Origin of the sequence: Jeotgalicoccus saudimassiliensis, assembly GCF_000756715.1 — a bacterium.
GTDB classification, from domain to species: Bacteria; Bacillota; Bacilli; order Staphylococcales; family Salinicoccaceae; genus Jeotgalicoccus; species Jeotgalicoccus saudimassiliensis.
On sequence record NZ_CCSE01000001.1, the window covers coordinates 166,495 to 181,223 of the forward strand.

17 protein-coding genes are annotated in these 14,729 nt (G+C 42.9%); 13 read left to right on the top strand and 4 right to left on the bottom strand.

All coding sequences use genetic code 11. The annotated features are described in order from the left end of the window. Nucleotides 1-140: 140 nt before the first annotated feature. The 6 genes from RZ44_RS00825 to RZ44_RS00850 all read left to right on the top strand — a co-directional run bounded on the left by RZ44_RS00825 (nt 141) and on the right by RZ44_RS00850 (nt 5,383). Complete coding sequence (locus RZ44_RS00825; RefSeq protein WP_035807485.1) at nt 141-554, top strand: FixH family protein; 414 nt, start codon at nt 141-143, stop codon at nt 552-554. 46 nt (nt 555-600) lie between these two features. Beyond that, on the top strand, nt 601-1,272 hold the full coding sequence (locus RZ44_RS00830; RefSeq protein ID WP_035807486.1) for an SDR family NAD(P)-dependent oxidoreductase: 672 nt from the start codon (nt 601-603) through the stop codon (nt 1,270-1,272). A gap of 146 nt (nt 1,273-1,418) precedes the next feature. Continuing rightward, on the top strand, nt 1,419-2,384 hold the full coding sequence (locus tag RZ44_RS00835) for an ABC transporter permease (RefSeq protein WP_035807487.1): 966 nt from the start codon (nt 1,419-1,421) through the stop codon (nt 2,382-2,384). Then, a complete protein-coding gene (locus RZ44_RS00840; protein WP_035807488.1) occupies nt 2,377-3,330 on the top strand; it encodes an iron chelate uptake ABC transporter family permease subunit in 954 nt (317 codons plus the stop codon). The genes RZ44_RS00835 and RZ44_RS00840 overlap by 8 nt, the downstream gene beginning before the upstream one ends. Continuing rightward, the gene (locus RZ44_RS00845) at nt 3,327-4,142 is read left to right on the top strand and encodes an iron ABC transporter ATP-binding protein (protein ID WP_035807489.1); all 816 of its coding nucleotides are present in this window, start codon (nt 3,327-3,329) and stop codon (nt 4,140-4,142) included. The genes RZ44_RS00840 and RZ44_RS00845 overlap by 4 nt, the downstream gene beginning before the upstream one ends. A gap of 113 nt (nt 4,143-4,255) precedes the next feature. Then, nucleotides 4,256-5,383, top strand: a complete 1,128-nt coding sequence (locus RZ44_RS00850; RefSeq protein WP_035807491.1) for a siderophore ABC transporter substrate-binding protein — start codon at nt 4,256-4,258, stop codon at nt 5,381-5,383. 213 nt (nt 5,384-5,596) lie between these two features. Here RZ44_RS00850 and murB read toward each other — a convergent pair whose 3' ends face one another. Continuing rightward, complete coding sequence (gene murB, locus RZ44_RS00855) at nt 5,597-6,520, bottom strand: UDP-N-acetylmuramate dehydrogenase (protein ID WP_035807492.1); 924 nt, start codon at nt 6,518-6,520, stop codon at nt 5,597-5,599. Between the two features lie 131 nt (nt 6,521-6,651). On the opposite strand from murB, the gene RZ44_RS00860 reads away from it, so the two are divergent. Continuing rightward, on the top strand, nt 6,652-7,548 hold the full coding sequence (locus tag RZ44_RS00860; protein WP_035807494.1) for an EMYY motif lipoprotein: 897 nt from the start codon (nt 6,652-6,654) through the stop codon (nt 7,546-7,548). 5 nt (nt 7,549-7,553) lie between these two features. Here the strand turns inward: RZ44_RS00860 and RZ44_RS00865 are convergent, their stop codons facing one another. Continuing rightward, nucleotides 7,554-7,805 (bottom strand): hypothetical protein, encoded by a 252-nt coding sequence (locus RZ44_RS00865; RefSeq protein ID WP_052108705.1) that lies wholly within the window; start codon nt 7,803-7,805, stop codon nt 7,554-7,556. Nucleotides 7,806-7,911: 106 nt separating this feature from the next. Between RZ44_RS00865 and ytxJ the strand changes: the two genes are divergently transcribed. Next, the gene (gene ytxJ / locus RZ44_RS00870; protein ID WP_035807495.1) at nt 7,912-8,232 is read left to right on the top strand and encodes a bacillithiol system redox-active protein YtxJ; all 321 of its coding nucleotides are present in this window, start codon (nt 7,912-7,914) and stop codon (nt 8,230-8,232) included. 27 nt (nt 8,233-8,259) lie between these two features. On the opposite strand, the gene RZ44_RS00875 is transcribed toward ytxJ, so the two are convergent. Continuing rightward, on the bottom strand, nt 8,260-9,309 hold the full coding sequence (locus tag RZ44_RS00875; RefSeq protein ID WP_035807496.1) for a GGDEF domain-containing protein: 1,050 nt from the start codon (nt 9,307-9,309) through the stop codon (nt 8,260-8,262). Between the two features lie 144 nt (nt 9,310-9,453). Between RZ44_RS00875 and RZ44_RS00880 the strand changes: the two genes are divergently transcribed. Next, nucleotides 9,454-10,503, top strand: coding sequence for a glycosyltransferase family 4 protein (locus RZ44_RS00880; RefSeq protein WP_035811431.1), 1,050 nt, complete (start codon nt 9,454-9,456; stop codon nt 10,501-10,503). A gap of 5 nt (nt 10,504-10,508) precedes the next feature. Here RZ44_RS00880 and RZ44_RS00885 read toward each other — a convergent pair whose 3' ends face one another. Continuing rightward, nucleotides 10,509-11,138: a YigZ family protein gene (locus RZ44_RS00885; protein ID WP_035807497.1), complete on the bottom strand. Its 630-nt coding sequence runs from the start codon at nt 11,136-11,138 to the stop codon at nt 10,509-10,511. Nucleotides 11,139-11,216: 78 nt separating this feature from the next. On the opposite strand from RZ44_RS00885, the gene RZ44_RS00890 reads away from it, so the two are divergent. The 4 genes from RZ44_RS00890 to hpf are packed head-to-tail and all read left to right on the top strand — an operon-like array spanning nt 11,217 to nt 14,677. After that, entirely contained in the window at nt 11,217-12,089 is an 873-nt protein-coding gene (locus tag RZ44_RS00890) for a DegV family protein (protein ID WP_035807498.1), read from the top strand. A 58-nt stretch (nt 12,090-12,147) separates the two neighbouring features. Beyond that, nucleotides 12,148-13,392, top strand: coding sequence for a DEAD/DEAH box helicase family protein (locus RZ44_RS00895; protein ID WP_035807499.1), 1,245 nt, complete (start codon nt 12,148-12,150; stop codon nt 13,390-13,392). Next, a complete protein-coding gene (locus RZ44_RS00900) occupies nt 13,389-14,072 on the top strand; it encodes a ComF family protein (RefSeq protein WP_035807500.1) in 684 nt (227 codons plus the stop codon). The genes RZ44_RS00895 and RZ44_RS00900 overlap by 4 nt, the downstream gene beginning before the upstream one ends. A gap of 44 nt (nt 14,073-14,116) precedes the next feature. Beyond that, nucleotides 14,117-14,677: a ribosome hibernation-promoting factor, HPF/YfiA family gene (hpf, locus tag RZ44_RS00905; RefSeq protein ID WP_035807501.1), complete on the top strand. Its 561-nt coding sequence runs from the start codon at nt 14,117-14,119 to the stop codon at nt 14,675-14,677. Nucleotides 14,678-14,729: the final 52 nt, after the last annotated feature.

A 14,729-nucleotide genomic window follows, 5' to 3' on the forward strand; every position in this document is an offset into this window, starting at 1 on the left:
GGCCCAAAGCCAAACCAAACCACCTCCCTCCCCAAAATCTTTACATTCCAGTCATAAAAATGTCATGAGCATGAATTTAAACTTACCCCCAAATAATGTATGATTAATGGGAGAGAATTATTGGAAATGGGGATACATAAATGAAAATCAAAGCAGGACTTTTATCAGCAATGCTGCTAGCAGGGTTAACACTCGCAGCATGTTCTGATGAGGGCGAAAATCACGGCGATATGAATCACGACAGTCCGTCAAACGATGAAATCAGATCACTTGAGGTGGATCTGCAGACGCCTGAAAGCATTTCATCGGGTGAAGCTGCAGAGTTTACTGCTCACGTGACTTCAAACGAAGAGGATGTCACTGATGCTGACCAGGTGATGTTCGAAGTGCTGAAAGGTGACGAATCACTTGAAATGATTGAAGTGGAACATTCGGAAAACGGCGAGTATGTGCTTGAGTATACGTTTGAAGAACCGGGCGAGTACAGTGTGATTGCACATGTCGATGCTTTCCAGCTTCACACAATGCCTGAAGAATCCGTGACTGTTGAATAATAGTGTATTATTATAGTAATACTACGGGCAATTCTAGGAGGATATTATGGATCTAACAAGTAAAACTTATATCGTGTCGGGTGCAGCCACTCTGCTCGGCAGGGAGACTGCGCTGGAATTAGCTCAGAATAATGCGAACCTTATACTGGCAGGGCTTGATTACGCCGAACTTGAAGAAGTGTATGAAACGCTCGAAGGTACGCCGGGTCAGCATAAAATCGTTCTGCTGGAACAGTCGAAGGAAATTGACTGGCTCGATATCGTCGATGAGATTGAAGAAAACTATGAGTCGCTGAACGGCATCATTCTTGTTCACTCCATTTTCACAGACGATAAAACGGTGTACAACGTCAGCTTTAACGAGTTTAACGATGTGATGTATGAGCACGTGTGGGGGACTTACCTCGGAATCCGCACGCTGCGTCCGTTATTAAAAGTTGAGAACGATGCGAAGATTATTAACGTTATCGAACCCGCGTTTGAAGAAGTGTTTGAACGCAACCTGTACTACACAGTAACGGGTGCGATTGAGGCGCTGACGCATTCAACATCTGTCGAGCTGCGCCGCGAAGATGTCGACGTGTATGCATTAAGTTACCGTCCGACGTATAAAACTACCGAAGAAGAACGTGCGAATCATAAAGCAATTAAAAAAATTAAAGCAATTTTAAGTCACGATAAAGATATACCGACCGGGGAAACAATCATTATCAGTTAAGACGGGACCGGGTGAGCTGCCTTACAGGCAGCTTATTTTTATAATAAACAATAAATATACATAAAGGGTTTGAATTGCAAATTCTGACAGTGTATAATGCATGTATGGTTATCAGTGATAATCATTTTCAATTAAGGTGGGAAGACATGATTCAGAAGTTGTTTAGGTTAGATATATTAATTTTCCTACTGATCGTACTATCAATACTATCTATGTTTGTCGGAGTCAGCCAAATACATATTACGGACATCTTCACTTTAACTGAAAATCAGATGTCTATTCTTATACATAGCCGCATGCCGCGGACCGTGTCAATCATCATCGCAGGTGCATCGCTCGCAGTATGCGGGCTCGTTATGCAGCAGCTGACACGTAACAAGTTCGTATCTCCAACGACAGCAGGAACGACAGAATGGGCACAGCTTGGTATTTTACTGGGACTGATTTTTTTCCCGGCGATCAGCATGATGGGCAGATTATTTTTCGCAGTCGCGCTTGCACTGCTTGGAACGATGCTGTTCATGAGTATAATTACGCGTATTAAATTTAAAGATGTTATATTTGTACCGCTTATCGGAATGATGCTCGGCGGTGTGGTGGCAAGTGTGTCAACGTTTCTTGCACTCCGTGCCGATATGCTCCAGGCGATTTCAGGCTGGATGCACGGGAGCTTCTCAACGCTTATATCGGGTAAATATGAAATTCTATATATCAGTATTCCGCTGTTTATCATCGTATTCCTTTATGCCGCACAGTTTACTGTGGCCGGAATGGGGGAGGACTTTTCGACGAACCTCGGACTGAACTACAAGTTAATCGTTAACATCGGTCTGTTTTTAACTGCTGCGATGACGGCAATCGTCGTTGTATCAGTCGGGATGCTGCCGTTCCTCGGACTGATTGTACCGAATATCGTTTCGATATTCCGGGGAGATCATCTGAAAGGCACGCTGACCATTACAGCGGTTACGGGCGCAATTTTCGTTATGATCTGTGATATTCTCGGGCGTATTATTATCGCGCCGTATGAAGTATCAGTCGGTCTGATGATCGCGACAATCGGCAGTGCCATTTTCCTGATCCTCATATTCAGGAGGGTTAAAAATGCATAAGAATACTAAAGTGATTATTATGCTGTCACTCCTGTCGATTGGACTGCTTGCGTTTTACACACTATATGGATTAAATCCGGACATATATTTTTATCAGCTGCCGTCGAGACTTAAACGCATTCTTGCAATCGTTATCGTCGCAGTAGCAATTGCCGTGTCCACGGTTATTTTCCAAACAATCGTTAAAAACAGAATTTTAACGCCGTCGATTATGGGACTGGATTCGGTTTACACATTCATTCAGACAGCAATCGTATTTTTAGCGGGCGTGAGCTCGCCGCTGTTATTAAACTCGCAGTACAACTACTTCTTAAGTATGGGTGTACTCGTGCTGTTTACATTATTTGTCTTTAAGTTTTTATTTAAACTAACGAAAAACAACATATTTCTGCTGCTTTTAATCGGTATTATACTCGGTACATTCTTTGGGAATTTATCGACGTTCATGCAGATTTTAATCAGTCCGGAAGATTTCTCAATTCTGCAGGGCACGCTGTTCGGTTCGTTTAATGCAATCGATGAATCGCTGCTCGGCATTACGGGAATCATCGTTATACTGATGCTGATCATTATCTTTAAAGATTTCCGCGCGCTGGACGTTCTGTCGCTCGGCCGCGATCATGCATTAAACTTAGGCATTAATTATGACCGCAAAGTATCGGGACTGTTAATTATTGTAGCGATACTGGTCTCGGTATCAACAGCGCTTGTCGGACCGATTATGTTCCTCGGACTTCTCGTCGTCAACCTGGCGCACGAACTTCTGAAAACATTCAGGCATTCATACCTGATACTCGGTACAGCACTGATCAGCATTATTACGCTGGTCATCGGACAGATGGTCGTGCAGTTCGTATTCGGGAATAACATTGAATTAAGTGTTATTATTAATTTAGTAGGTGGAGTTTACTTCATTTACTTAATGCTTAGGAGGAATCGTACATGATTAGTGTTAAGGGAATCACTAAGAAATACGGCAGTAAAACAGTCGTAGATGACGTCTCAATTGACATAGAGAAGGGTAAGATTACTTCACTTATCGGACCGAACGGCGCCGGTAAAAGTACAGTCATTTCAATGATCACACGTTTACTTGATAAAAATAGCGGAGAAGTTTTACTTGAAGGCGACAACATTTTCACCCAGCCGCACGGTGAGCTCGCTAAAAAGATTACAATCTTAAAGCAGTCGAACCACCTCGAACTGAAAATTACAGTAAGAGAGTTAATTTCATTCGGGCGTTTCCCGTATTCAAAAGGCAGACTGAACGATACAGATGAGGAAATCATCGACGAAGCAATCAGCTATATGGGACTGAAGGAATTTGAAGACCGTTATCTCGACGAACTGTCGGGCGGTCAGCGCCAGCGCGCTTATATCGCAATGACAATTGCGCAGGATACGGAGTACATTTTCCTCGATGAGCCGCTGAACAACCTGGATATGAAGCACTCGGTGCAGATTATGCAGATTCTGCGCAGACTTTGCCGCGACAAGAACAAGACGATTATTATCGTTATTCACGATATTAACTTTGCGTCATGCTACTCGGATAACATCGTTGCGCTGAAGGACGGTAAAATTGCAATCAGCGGCACAGCGAATGAAGTAATTACTAAAGAAGTGCTTGAAGGCATCTATGAAATGGAAATTAATATAGAGTCAATTTGCGGACACAGAATCTGTTTCTACTTCGATGGGGTCATCGAAGGGGATTCGACAGAACTCGCAGCAAACTATTTAATCGGCAACGCGTAACAGCAGCGTCCATTAAAGGAGGTGAGGTTTCGATATTCGAATGTGTTCAGTAAGTAGCGCAGTATTTTTTTAGTGGGGGCTAAAAAACATATTAAGAGGAGAACAGAGATAAAATGGAATTTAAAAAATTATACTTAATACTGACTATGGCAGTAATCTTAGTACTTGCTGCGTGCAGCGGCGGTTCAGAAGAAGATACATCGACAGAAGAAGGATCAGAAGAAACAGGTACAGAAGAATCAGCAGGAGAAGAGTCTGCTGACGAAGAATCTTCAGAAGAAGCATCAGCCGGCACAATTGCTTATGACAACCAATTCGAAATCGGAACCGGTGAACGCGGTGAAGAAGGCCAGGGGACACAAATCGACGAAACTGTAGAACTTCCAAAAAATTCTGACAAAGTTGTAGTATTTGACCTTGGTGTCGCTTCAACATTCGCAGCACTTGGACTTGAAGAAAACATTATGGGACTTCCAAAAGGTGAAAACAATGCTTCACTTGGAAACACAATCTCTGATGTATATGAATCAGACGAAGATTACGTAAATCTTGGCGGACTGAAAGAGCCGGACTATGAAGCATTGGCAGCGCTCGATCCTGAAATCATTATGATTCACGGCCGTCAGGCAAACTCAAACGTAGTGGGTGAACTTGAAAAAGCAGCACCTAACGCTGAAATTATTCACGTTGCTGCAGACAGCTCAAACTACTTTGAAGACGTTAAAGAAATGACGATGTTTATCGGTGAAATGTACGAAGTGGAAGACAAAGCACAGGAACTTGTAGACGAGCTGGACGCTAAACTTGCAGAAGTTAACGAGAAAGTTGCAGCATCAGAACTGCCGATGCTGTTCATTCAGACTAACGGCGGAAACTTATCATTCCACGGTGTAGGCGGACGTTACGACTTCCTTTACAATGACTTCGGATTCACATCAGCAGGTGAACAGACAGAAGAAGCAACAGACGGACACGGTAACGAAATCAGCTTTGAATTCATCGCAGAAACCAACCCGGGAATCATTCTTGTAATGGACCGCGGTGCAGCAGTATCTGAAGGTGAGGCAACATCATCAGACGTACTGGAAAATGAAGTGACTTCAGGCGTTGACGCAATCGAAAACGGCAACGTATATGAACTGAACCCTCAGAACTGGTACTTAAACTCAGGCGGTTACTTAACTGCATTATCTCAAGTTGAAGAGATTAATGAAGCAGTAGACGCAGCAACAGCAGAATAAAAATTAAATATGATGATGATATACGGCCGGAAACCCTGAGGGGTTTCCGGTTTTTTATATAATTATCTTTAGAGTAAGCAATCCGTACGTCAGCTTTCCGGGGCATAGCGTAAGCCTGCAGTAATACAATGATGCTGTTTCCCTTCACGAAGCTGCACTAAAAGCGCAGCAAAAAAACCGGCGAATTCAATATTCGCCGGTCTGAATCAGATTCTATTTTTCCAGTTTATCTCCAATGATGCGGACTTCACGGTGAAGCACAACACCGAATTCATCCTGGATTGTATCCTGTACGTGTTTAATTAATTCTTCGTAGTCGCTTGCTGATCCGCCGTCGACGTTGACCATAAAGCCAGCGTGTTTTTTAGAAACTTCGACACCGCCGATGCGGTGGCCCTGCAGTCCTGCGTCCTGGATCAGCTTGCCTGCGAAGTTGCCCGGCGGGCGCTGGAACACGCTGCCGCATGAAGGGTATTCGAGCGGCTGCTTGGATTCGCGTTTTTCTGTCAGTTCGTCCATGACTGCTTTAATTTCTTCGTGTGTTTTCTCATTTGATAACTCGAATTCGGCAGAAACCACAACGAGGTGTTCTGTCTGCACGCGGCTCGTACGGTAGCCGAGCTCAAGCTCATCGAGTGTCAGCGTTACAAACTCGCCCATTTCATTAATGGCAGTAACGTGCTTCAGACAGTCTTTGACTTCGCCGCCGTAGGCGCCTGCGTTCATATAGACCGCACCGCCGACTGAGCCCGGAATGCCGCATGCAAATTCAAGTCCTGAAAGTTCATGCTTCAGTGCCGTTTGTGATGCCTCGATAATTGCCGCACCGCTTTCAGCAATCAGCGTAACGCCGTCGACAGAAATACGGTTCAGGTTTAACAGGCTGACGACAATGCCGCGTATGCCGCCGTCCCGAATAATAATGTTCGAGCCGTTGCCGAGATATGTAACGGGAAGATTGTTTTTCTTACCGAACCTGATCACCGCTGCCGTGTCATCGATAGAACCGGCTTCGACGTATATGTCAGCCGCACCGCCTGTTTTTGTATAAGTATATTTATTTAACGGTTCATCAACTTTAACGGCTGATGAAGTCAGTATCTTTTTAAGCTCCTGGGTAAGCTGTAAGTTATCCAAATCAATTGTCCTCTCAAATCATACTTACTGTATATTATAGTTTAAATACCAAAAAATTTAAACTAACATAATATATGATATAATATACCGTATTAAAAGAAAGTAAATTATTCATAAAGCGAGGTTCTTATATGAATGGCAAATCGCTGATTTTACGACCGCTGATGCTGCTTTTAATAGCAGTGCTTGCAGCATGCGGCAATAATCTGGAAGCTGATTTACATACTTATGAAAAAAGTACAGAGAAATTGACCGGACTTAATAATGAATTTAATAAAACTGTAAATAATATGGATTTTACAAAACTTCAGACGATGTATTACGGGGATGGCGAGACGGATATCGAATATCTGCAGAACTTAAAAACTGAAGTCGATGAAACCCTCGTGCCGATCACAAAGAGCATGGCCGAGGAACTCGACGGCATCGAAGTGACAAACAGCGAACTTGAGGAACTGCACAGTACTTTAAGTGAGAGTGTTAAGGTAAAACAGGATTTTACAAGGCAGATGTCATCGTTTTTAAACTCGTATGTCTTATCCATTGATTCAAACGAACAGCTCGTTTCTTTAAGCCAGTCGTTTATTACACATCAGGAAGAACGCGACAATATTATCGAATCAGCGGAAACCGCTGAGGAGATTGATGAGATTAACCAGCTGATCGATGTGCTGAATGACAACAGTGCTGAACTGGACGAACATTCAACGGCCTTCCATAACAAGAAAAGTGTTGAAGAGAAAGAGCAGTATGCGAACGAGATTCTTTTGCCGATGCTCGATGATCATATTTCCGCACTGAATGCACTGAATATTTCAACGGGTAAAGCAACCCGTGCCCGTACGATTTCACTGGAGATGTATTATAATTACCGCACGTATTTTGAAGAACGTAAAAATGTAATGATGTCGGCGGAAAACCTGCAGGAAATATCGCTGCAGAACGTTCTGCCTTTAGTCGAAACAGCTGCAACGCTCGACAGCCAGTTCAAAGAAACGCTTGAAAGCAAAAAAAATGAGACCCGTTAGGAGTCTCATTTTTTTATATTGCTGCCGGAATTTTTGCCTGTCTGTATGTTATGTAAAGGATGCTGCGGATCTTTTACGATTTTCGAAATCATTATATTTCTGATCACTACTGTAATGAGCCAGAACGCAAATACCGCGAGCAGAATCCAGGACATCAGACCTTCGTTCTGAAAGTCCAGCAGGAACAGTAAAACAACGATAAACAGAATCGCATTAACAGAATCAAGGAATGTCCAGCGTTTTAATTTTTTAGTCATAAATAAACCTCCAGTTCAGTTGCATTATATCATATGTCATTAATGTGATTTGCTATATTTTTAAATAAGTGATAAATTATATAAAGTTAATGAAAGGTGTGATGAAATGTTAACTAAAATAACCAATATAGATGCATTTCAAAATCTAATTAAAGATAAAAATGAATTTTATTTTTTAAAACACAGTAACACTTGTCCGATTTCTGCATCGGCATTTGAAGAATTTCAAAAATTCCACTATGAAAGAGACATGGACGGGTATTATTTAATCGTCCAGGATCACCGTGAACTATCAAACTATATCTCTGAAACTTATGAAATAAAACACGAATCACCGCAGGCATTTTATTTCTCAGGAAAAAAAGTGAAATGGCATGATTCGCACAGCAAAATTACATTAAGCACTCTGGCGAGTGTGGAAGACTAAAAAAACGAGCCGGGGCTCGTTTTTTTATTATCCGATTGGGGCAAACATTACTCTGTTTTGTCCCAGTTTTTTCGCTTCAAACAGTGCACCTTCCGCTTCTTTCAATAGGTCGCGTTTCGTTGCACCGGCTGTATTTTTATAGCCGACGCCGATCGACACCGTCGCATCGACCGTATCAATTTCGTTAATGTGGAACTTCGAAAATTCCACACTGTTGCGGATCGCTTCTCCAAGACGCACGGTTTTATCGAATGACAGGTTCGGAATGACCATTGCGAACTCCTCGCCCGAATTCCGGAACAGATGACCGCCGGTCGGCACGTAGTTTTTTAACAGCGACGCCATCTGGCTTATAATCTTGTCTCCTGAATCGTAACTGTGTTTGTCATTATATGATTTAAAGCTGTCGATATCGATGAGCAGGAGACTCAGCGAGTCGTCGTTTTCAAAGTGATCATCGACCAGCTTATCGAGCGACTTAACGTTGCCGAGCTGTGTCAGATGATCGATGAACTCATCGTCGTCGATGCGTTTGTTTAATTTGTAAATGGCATTAATATCCTCGTACATCATATGTGCAACAAATATAATCAGCGATGTTACAACGAGTAGTATTATACCCGTCATTAATGATATATTGTAGAAGAATTGGTTCAGAATAATCATATATAAAGAAGAGAAGATTATGTTCGTCACAACCAGATTCGTATGCGTAATTTTACGCATAAACGGTACAATCATCAGAAACAGCATGTAAAGTACGATAAATACGACGTACGGTGCGATGCTGTGGTCAAAAATGAAATGATAGAAAAAAAACACGACGGCAGCTGACAGAAGACCGTAGTAAAATGTATTATAGGCCGCGAGTATTAACAGCGGAATAAAGAATAATGCAAATTCGCCCTGCAAAGTGCTGATCGGCACGAGCAGTGATAAGATAGATAATGTAGTCATTAAAAGCGACTGAAATAAACCTGTTTCCACAATCTTTTTTTCTTCGAAAAACTGAATACGGTAAAAGAGGTATATACCGCTTATAATCAGTGCGATATTTAACAGAAAATCAACAAACATAGCGCGCCTCCTGACCGGATGAATTATTGTCTATATTATACAATGATTTATACATTTAGGAAAATTATCATTGGATTATTTAAAAAGGAAACATTTTATACCGGATATGGTATATTTAATTGGATTAAAAATACGGGTGAGAATATGTATACTTTATTTATATTATGTATATCGTTCGCGATATCTTTAGTCATCGTGCCGCTTTTTATATTTATTGCGAAACGCTTCGGGTTTGTAGATTATCCGAATTACCGCAAAGTTCATAAAGTGCCGATGCCGTACCTCGGCGGTGTGGCAATACTGCTCAGTTTTACGATTGTAACGCTGTTTGCCCAGCCGGTTGAAACTGAATATAAACCGATTATTATCGGTGCATTTGTGATCTGCCTGATCGGTGTTATCGATGACAAGTATGACCTGAAGCCGTTTATTAAGTTTCTCGGTCAGCTTGTGGCGATTGCAGTACCGATTTCGTACGGTATTGTCATCGATACGATAACGCCGTTCGGCATTGAAATCAACTTCGGTATTTTTTCAATTCTGGTCACTGTTATTTGGCTTGCCGCAATTATTAATGCGATTAATCTGATCGACGGACTCGACGGTCTGGCGACGGGTGTCGTGATTATTGCACTGGCCAGCATCGCCGTCATTACAATATTCCAGCAGAATATATTTGTCATGATGCTCTGCATTATTTTACTTGGTGCATGTCTCGGATTTCTGCCGTATAACTTTCACCCTGCAAAAACATTTCTCGGTGATAACGGTGCGATGATGCTCGGTTACATTATCGGTGTCCTGTCGATTATCGGCTTTAAAAACATTACATTTATCTCGCTGTTTTTCCCGATTATTATTCTCGGCGTCCCGTTCATGGATATTTTCTTTGCTGCAATACGGCGGTACAGGGAAGGTGTCTCCGTTATGCGGGCAGATAAAAACCACCTGCATCACAGAGTGCAGCAGCTCGGTTTTTCCCACAGGGAGACGGTTGTGCTGATTTACTTCATTGCACTGCTGTTTGCGATCGGCGGCGTCATTATGTATCTGGCAACTATACCGGGAGCGGTTATTATCGGGCTGCTTCTCCTGTTCACGATGAACATGGTCGTCGAAGCGACGAACCTGATCGGTTCAAACCGCCGTCCCGTACTGAACTTTTTCCAGAAAATATTTGACCGGATTCCATAGCAGAATCAGATTTTTTCTTCTGCAGTAATAATATCACCGGCTTCATATTCAAAACTGTTGCTGGTAATTTCCTTTAAGGTGTTGACGATGTCGTCAACGCCTTCTTCTTTTATGTGAAGCAGGTAGCTGACTTTATCAGTATATTCCTGGGACACAATCGTTACATCGGTGGTGCCGAGGAAATGTTCGAATTTACTCGTAAATGTATAATCGAGTGTGACTTTAAGCGGGACCATTGGTACTTCGATAACTTTGCCTGCTGCCTCGACAGCGCTCGATGCCCCTTGTGAATACGCGCGGATCAGTCCGCCGGCACCCAGTTTAATTCCGCCGAAGTACCGCGTAACGACAACAGCCACGTTATACAGCTCTTCTTTTTTCAGAACTTCAAGAATCGGCACGCCGGCCGTGCCCTGGGGTTCACCGTCGTCATCAGCTTTTTGAATCAGCGCACTTTTGCCGACGATATAGGCGCTGCAGTTATGCGTTGCCGCTTTATGCTTTTTTTTAATTTCATTAATAAATGCTTTGGCTTCTTCTTCGGATTCCGTCCGTTTGATAAACGATAAAAACCGGGACTTTTTAATGTCTGTTTCAGTTTCCGCAGTTTTGTAATTCATGTATTTTTGTTCCATTAAAAACACCTCCATAATAGTTTATCATATGTCTGTAATGTAGTAGAATAGTTACGAGATGAATGGGAGGAGACGCATATGAAAGTTGCGGTTGTGGTAGATTCAACGAGTTATATACCCGAAAATGTTTTAACTGAACATAACATATATACAATCCCGCTGAACGTAGTGGTGGGTGATGAAATATATAAAGAAAATGAAATAGACAATAAATGGTATTACGCAGAAATGGCTGCGATGGATGAACTGCCGACAACGAGTCAGCCGTCAATCGGTGATTATATATTACTGCTCGAGTCGCTGTACCGCGACGGTTACACGGATGTTATCAGTTTCCATCTGTCAGCGGAAATCAGCGGTACGTGCCAGAATGCGAGAGCGGCGGCAGCGAGTGTCGACGGTATTAACGTACACGTTGTTGATTCTGAAATTGCGGCGGCACCGCTCGGTTTTATGGCGCTGTATGCAGCGCAGAACATTAATAATAAGACGCTGGAAGAAGTGCTCGCTGATGTCAATGATATGAAACAGAAGCACAGTATGAATGCATACTTCCTTGTCGATACGCTGACAAACCTGCAAAAAGGCGGCCGGTTATCAAATGCACAGGCATTTATCGGCGGACTGTTAAAAATTAAACCGATACTGGAATTCCAGGACGGTAAAATTGTAGCAATCGAAAAAATCCGCACGCATAAAAAAGCGATGGCGAAAATCGAAGCGCTGCTGCAGGCTGAATTTGAAAAGCACGAAGGCAGGAAACTGACTGCCTGTATTATTCACGGCAATGCACCGGAGATGGGTGCACGTTATAAACAGGAATTTGAAGAGAAATTTCCGCAGGTGAAATTTGTACTGCAGGAATTCGGTCCGGTAGTCGGCACGCATTTGGGGGAAGGCGCACTCGGCATCGGTTTTACCACTTACAAAGTTGATACGACAGGCTTATAATTTTATATTTTTAAACCGCAGCTTATTCAGGCTGCGGTTTTTTTATTGGGGGAATATTATGATATTAAATCACAGTGCACCGGACATCATGTTTGAGGCGGGAGTGGAAAATGACCACTGCAACCGCTGCGGCAATAAAGACAGGACGCTTTTTTATACGTATTACTCAGAGTATCACAAAAGAGACATTACCTACTGTCTGTTCTGTATTACGCTCGGCCGTTCGGATTCTGTGACGCCGCTGTACGGTTATCCGACAGTTAGAGCCCGTGACAATATTGATTACAGGCTTGAATTTGAACTGAATGAAATACAAAAGTCGGCAAGCGCGAGACTGACGGAGGCAATTAAACAGCGGCATAATCTGATGCTCTATGCGGTGACCGGGGCAGGGAAGACCGAGATTACATTTGAAGGGATAAAGTATGCGCGGCGGAACGGACTGAATGTCGCTTTTGTCTCACCGCGTATCGACGTCGTAAAGGAAGTGTATTTAAGACTCGCTGAAGCGTTTAAAGGGGTACGCATCGATTTAATGTACAGCGGCGTCAAATCGGTATTTACTAATATGTTTACCGTCTGTACAGTCCATCAGCTGTTTAATTACAAGGATCATTACGACGTTATTATCATCGATGAAGTCGATGCCTTTCCGCTGCCGGAAGAGCCTTTGTTAATGGAGACAATTCAACGCGCGGCAGCAGCTGACGGGTCTATTATTCTGATGACAGCCACACCGGCAGCCCCGATGAAAAAAATGGCGGGAAAAGATAATATCGTCACCATTGCACGGCGCTACCACGGCCATGATCTCGCAGTGCCGAAAGTTATTTTTCACAATGCTGAAAAATATATAAATAAAAACAGGATGCCGAAGAAACTGGAATCACTGCTCGATACAATAGTTAATAATCAGAGAAGAGTGCTCGTATTTTTTCCGGATATAAAAATGATGCAGCGGGCTAAAGCAGTGCTTGAAAATAAATATCCGCGCATGGAGTCTGTATACAGCGGGGATGCGGAACGTTTTGAAAAAGTGCAGCGGATGCGCGACGGGGAACTCGATATACTATTAACGACAACAATACTGGAAAGGGGAGTTACTTTTTCGTATCTCGATGTCATCGTCGTCGACGCGCACCGGTTTGACAGTGCGGGGCTGATACAGATTTCAGGGCGCGTCGGCAGAAAACCGAAAGACCCGACGGGAAATATATGGCTGCTCACGGTGTTTAATACGACAGACATCAGGCGGACGATTAAAGTAATACGGGACTTTAACAGAGGGAGGACCGCATTATGAGATGTCTGTACTGTCATCATAAAGTGAACGGGGAACCGACGCTGATTTCGTTTTTTCAAAGAGATGTGCCGCTCTGTCAGGATTGCCGCAGTGCACTTCTGTTTAAATATCCGGGTGAACGGTGCGGCAGGTGCCATCAGCTCGTCGTAACCGCAGTTGATATATGCCGCGACTGCCGTCTGCTCGGAGAACTTTATCCTGCTGTCGATAAGATGTATACAGTGACAGACTATAACGAGGAAATGAAGCTTCTCCTGCACCGGTATAAATTTGTCGGGGACTATGCACTCAGTGAAGTCATTGCACTGTTAACCGACTTTAATTTTAAACAGTATGACTATGTTGTGCCGGTTCCGGTGTCAGATTCCAGAATGAAAGAACGGACGTACAATCAGACATCCGTGATACTTAAAGCGCTCGGGGTTAAATACACGGATATGCTCGGTACAAAAAAGGTGAAAAGACAGTCGGAACTGTCGCGGGCTGAACGGCTGAAAAGTACAAATCCATTTTATTTGCTGGAAAATGTTAGAGACATGAACTTATCGGGTAAGAGATTACTCATAGCCGATGACATATACACAACGGGCATTACGATGCACCAGGCGGCTGTTGCGGTAAAATCTTTAAATTTTCAGAATATTGATGTGTTAACGTTTTCAAAAACGCAGCACATTTGATATAATAAAGATAGAAACAGAGGTACTTATAAGGAGGGCTCATCATGATTAGAGTTGAAATCAGAGGCGAAAACATTGAGGTAACAGATGCGATCCGCGAGCATATCGAGGATAAGGTTGCAAAGCTTGAACGTTACTTCAGCGATGTACCAAATACTCATGCACACGTAAACATCAAGGTACGTAATAACAAACGGGGTAAAGTTGAAATTACGATTCCTATGAAAGATTTAACGCTGCGTGCTGAGGAAGGACACGATGATCTTTATGCGGCAGTTGACTTAGTCGTCGACAAGCTGGAAAGACAAATCCGCAAGCATAAAACTAAGATCAACCGCAAATTCAGAGAGAAAAATCCTGAGGCCGATTTCTTCAATGCATCAGCGTTTGAAAATGGTGCGCAGGAAGACAATGGAAACAATGACGAGATTGCAATTTTCCGTTCTAAGGAATTCACGTTAAAACCGATGGATTCAGAAGAAGCGGTACTGCAGATGAACATGCTCGGACATGACTTCTTTGTCTTTAATGATAGAGAAACTGACGGTACAAGTATTGTTTACCGACGTAAAGACGGTAAATACGGTTTAATTGAAACAAATTAATGATGAAATTACATGAAACCCTGTCGGCAGTTTAACTGCCTTCGGGGTTTTT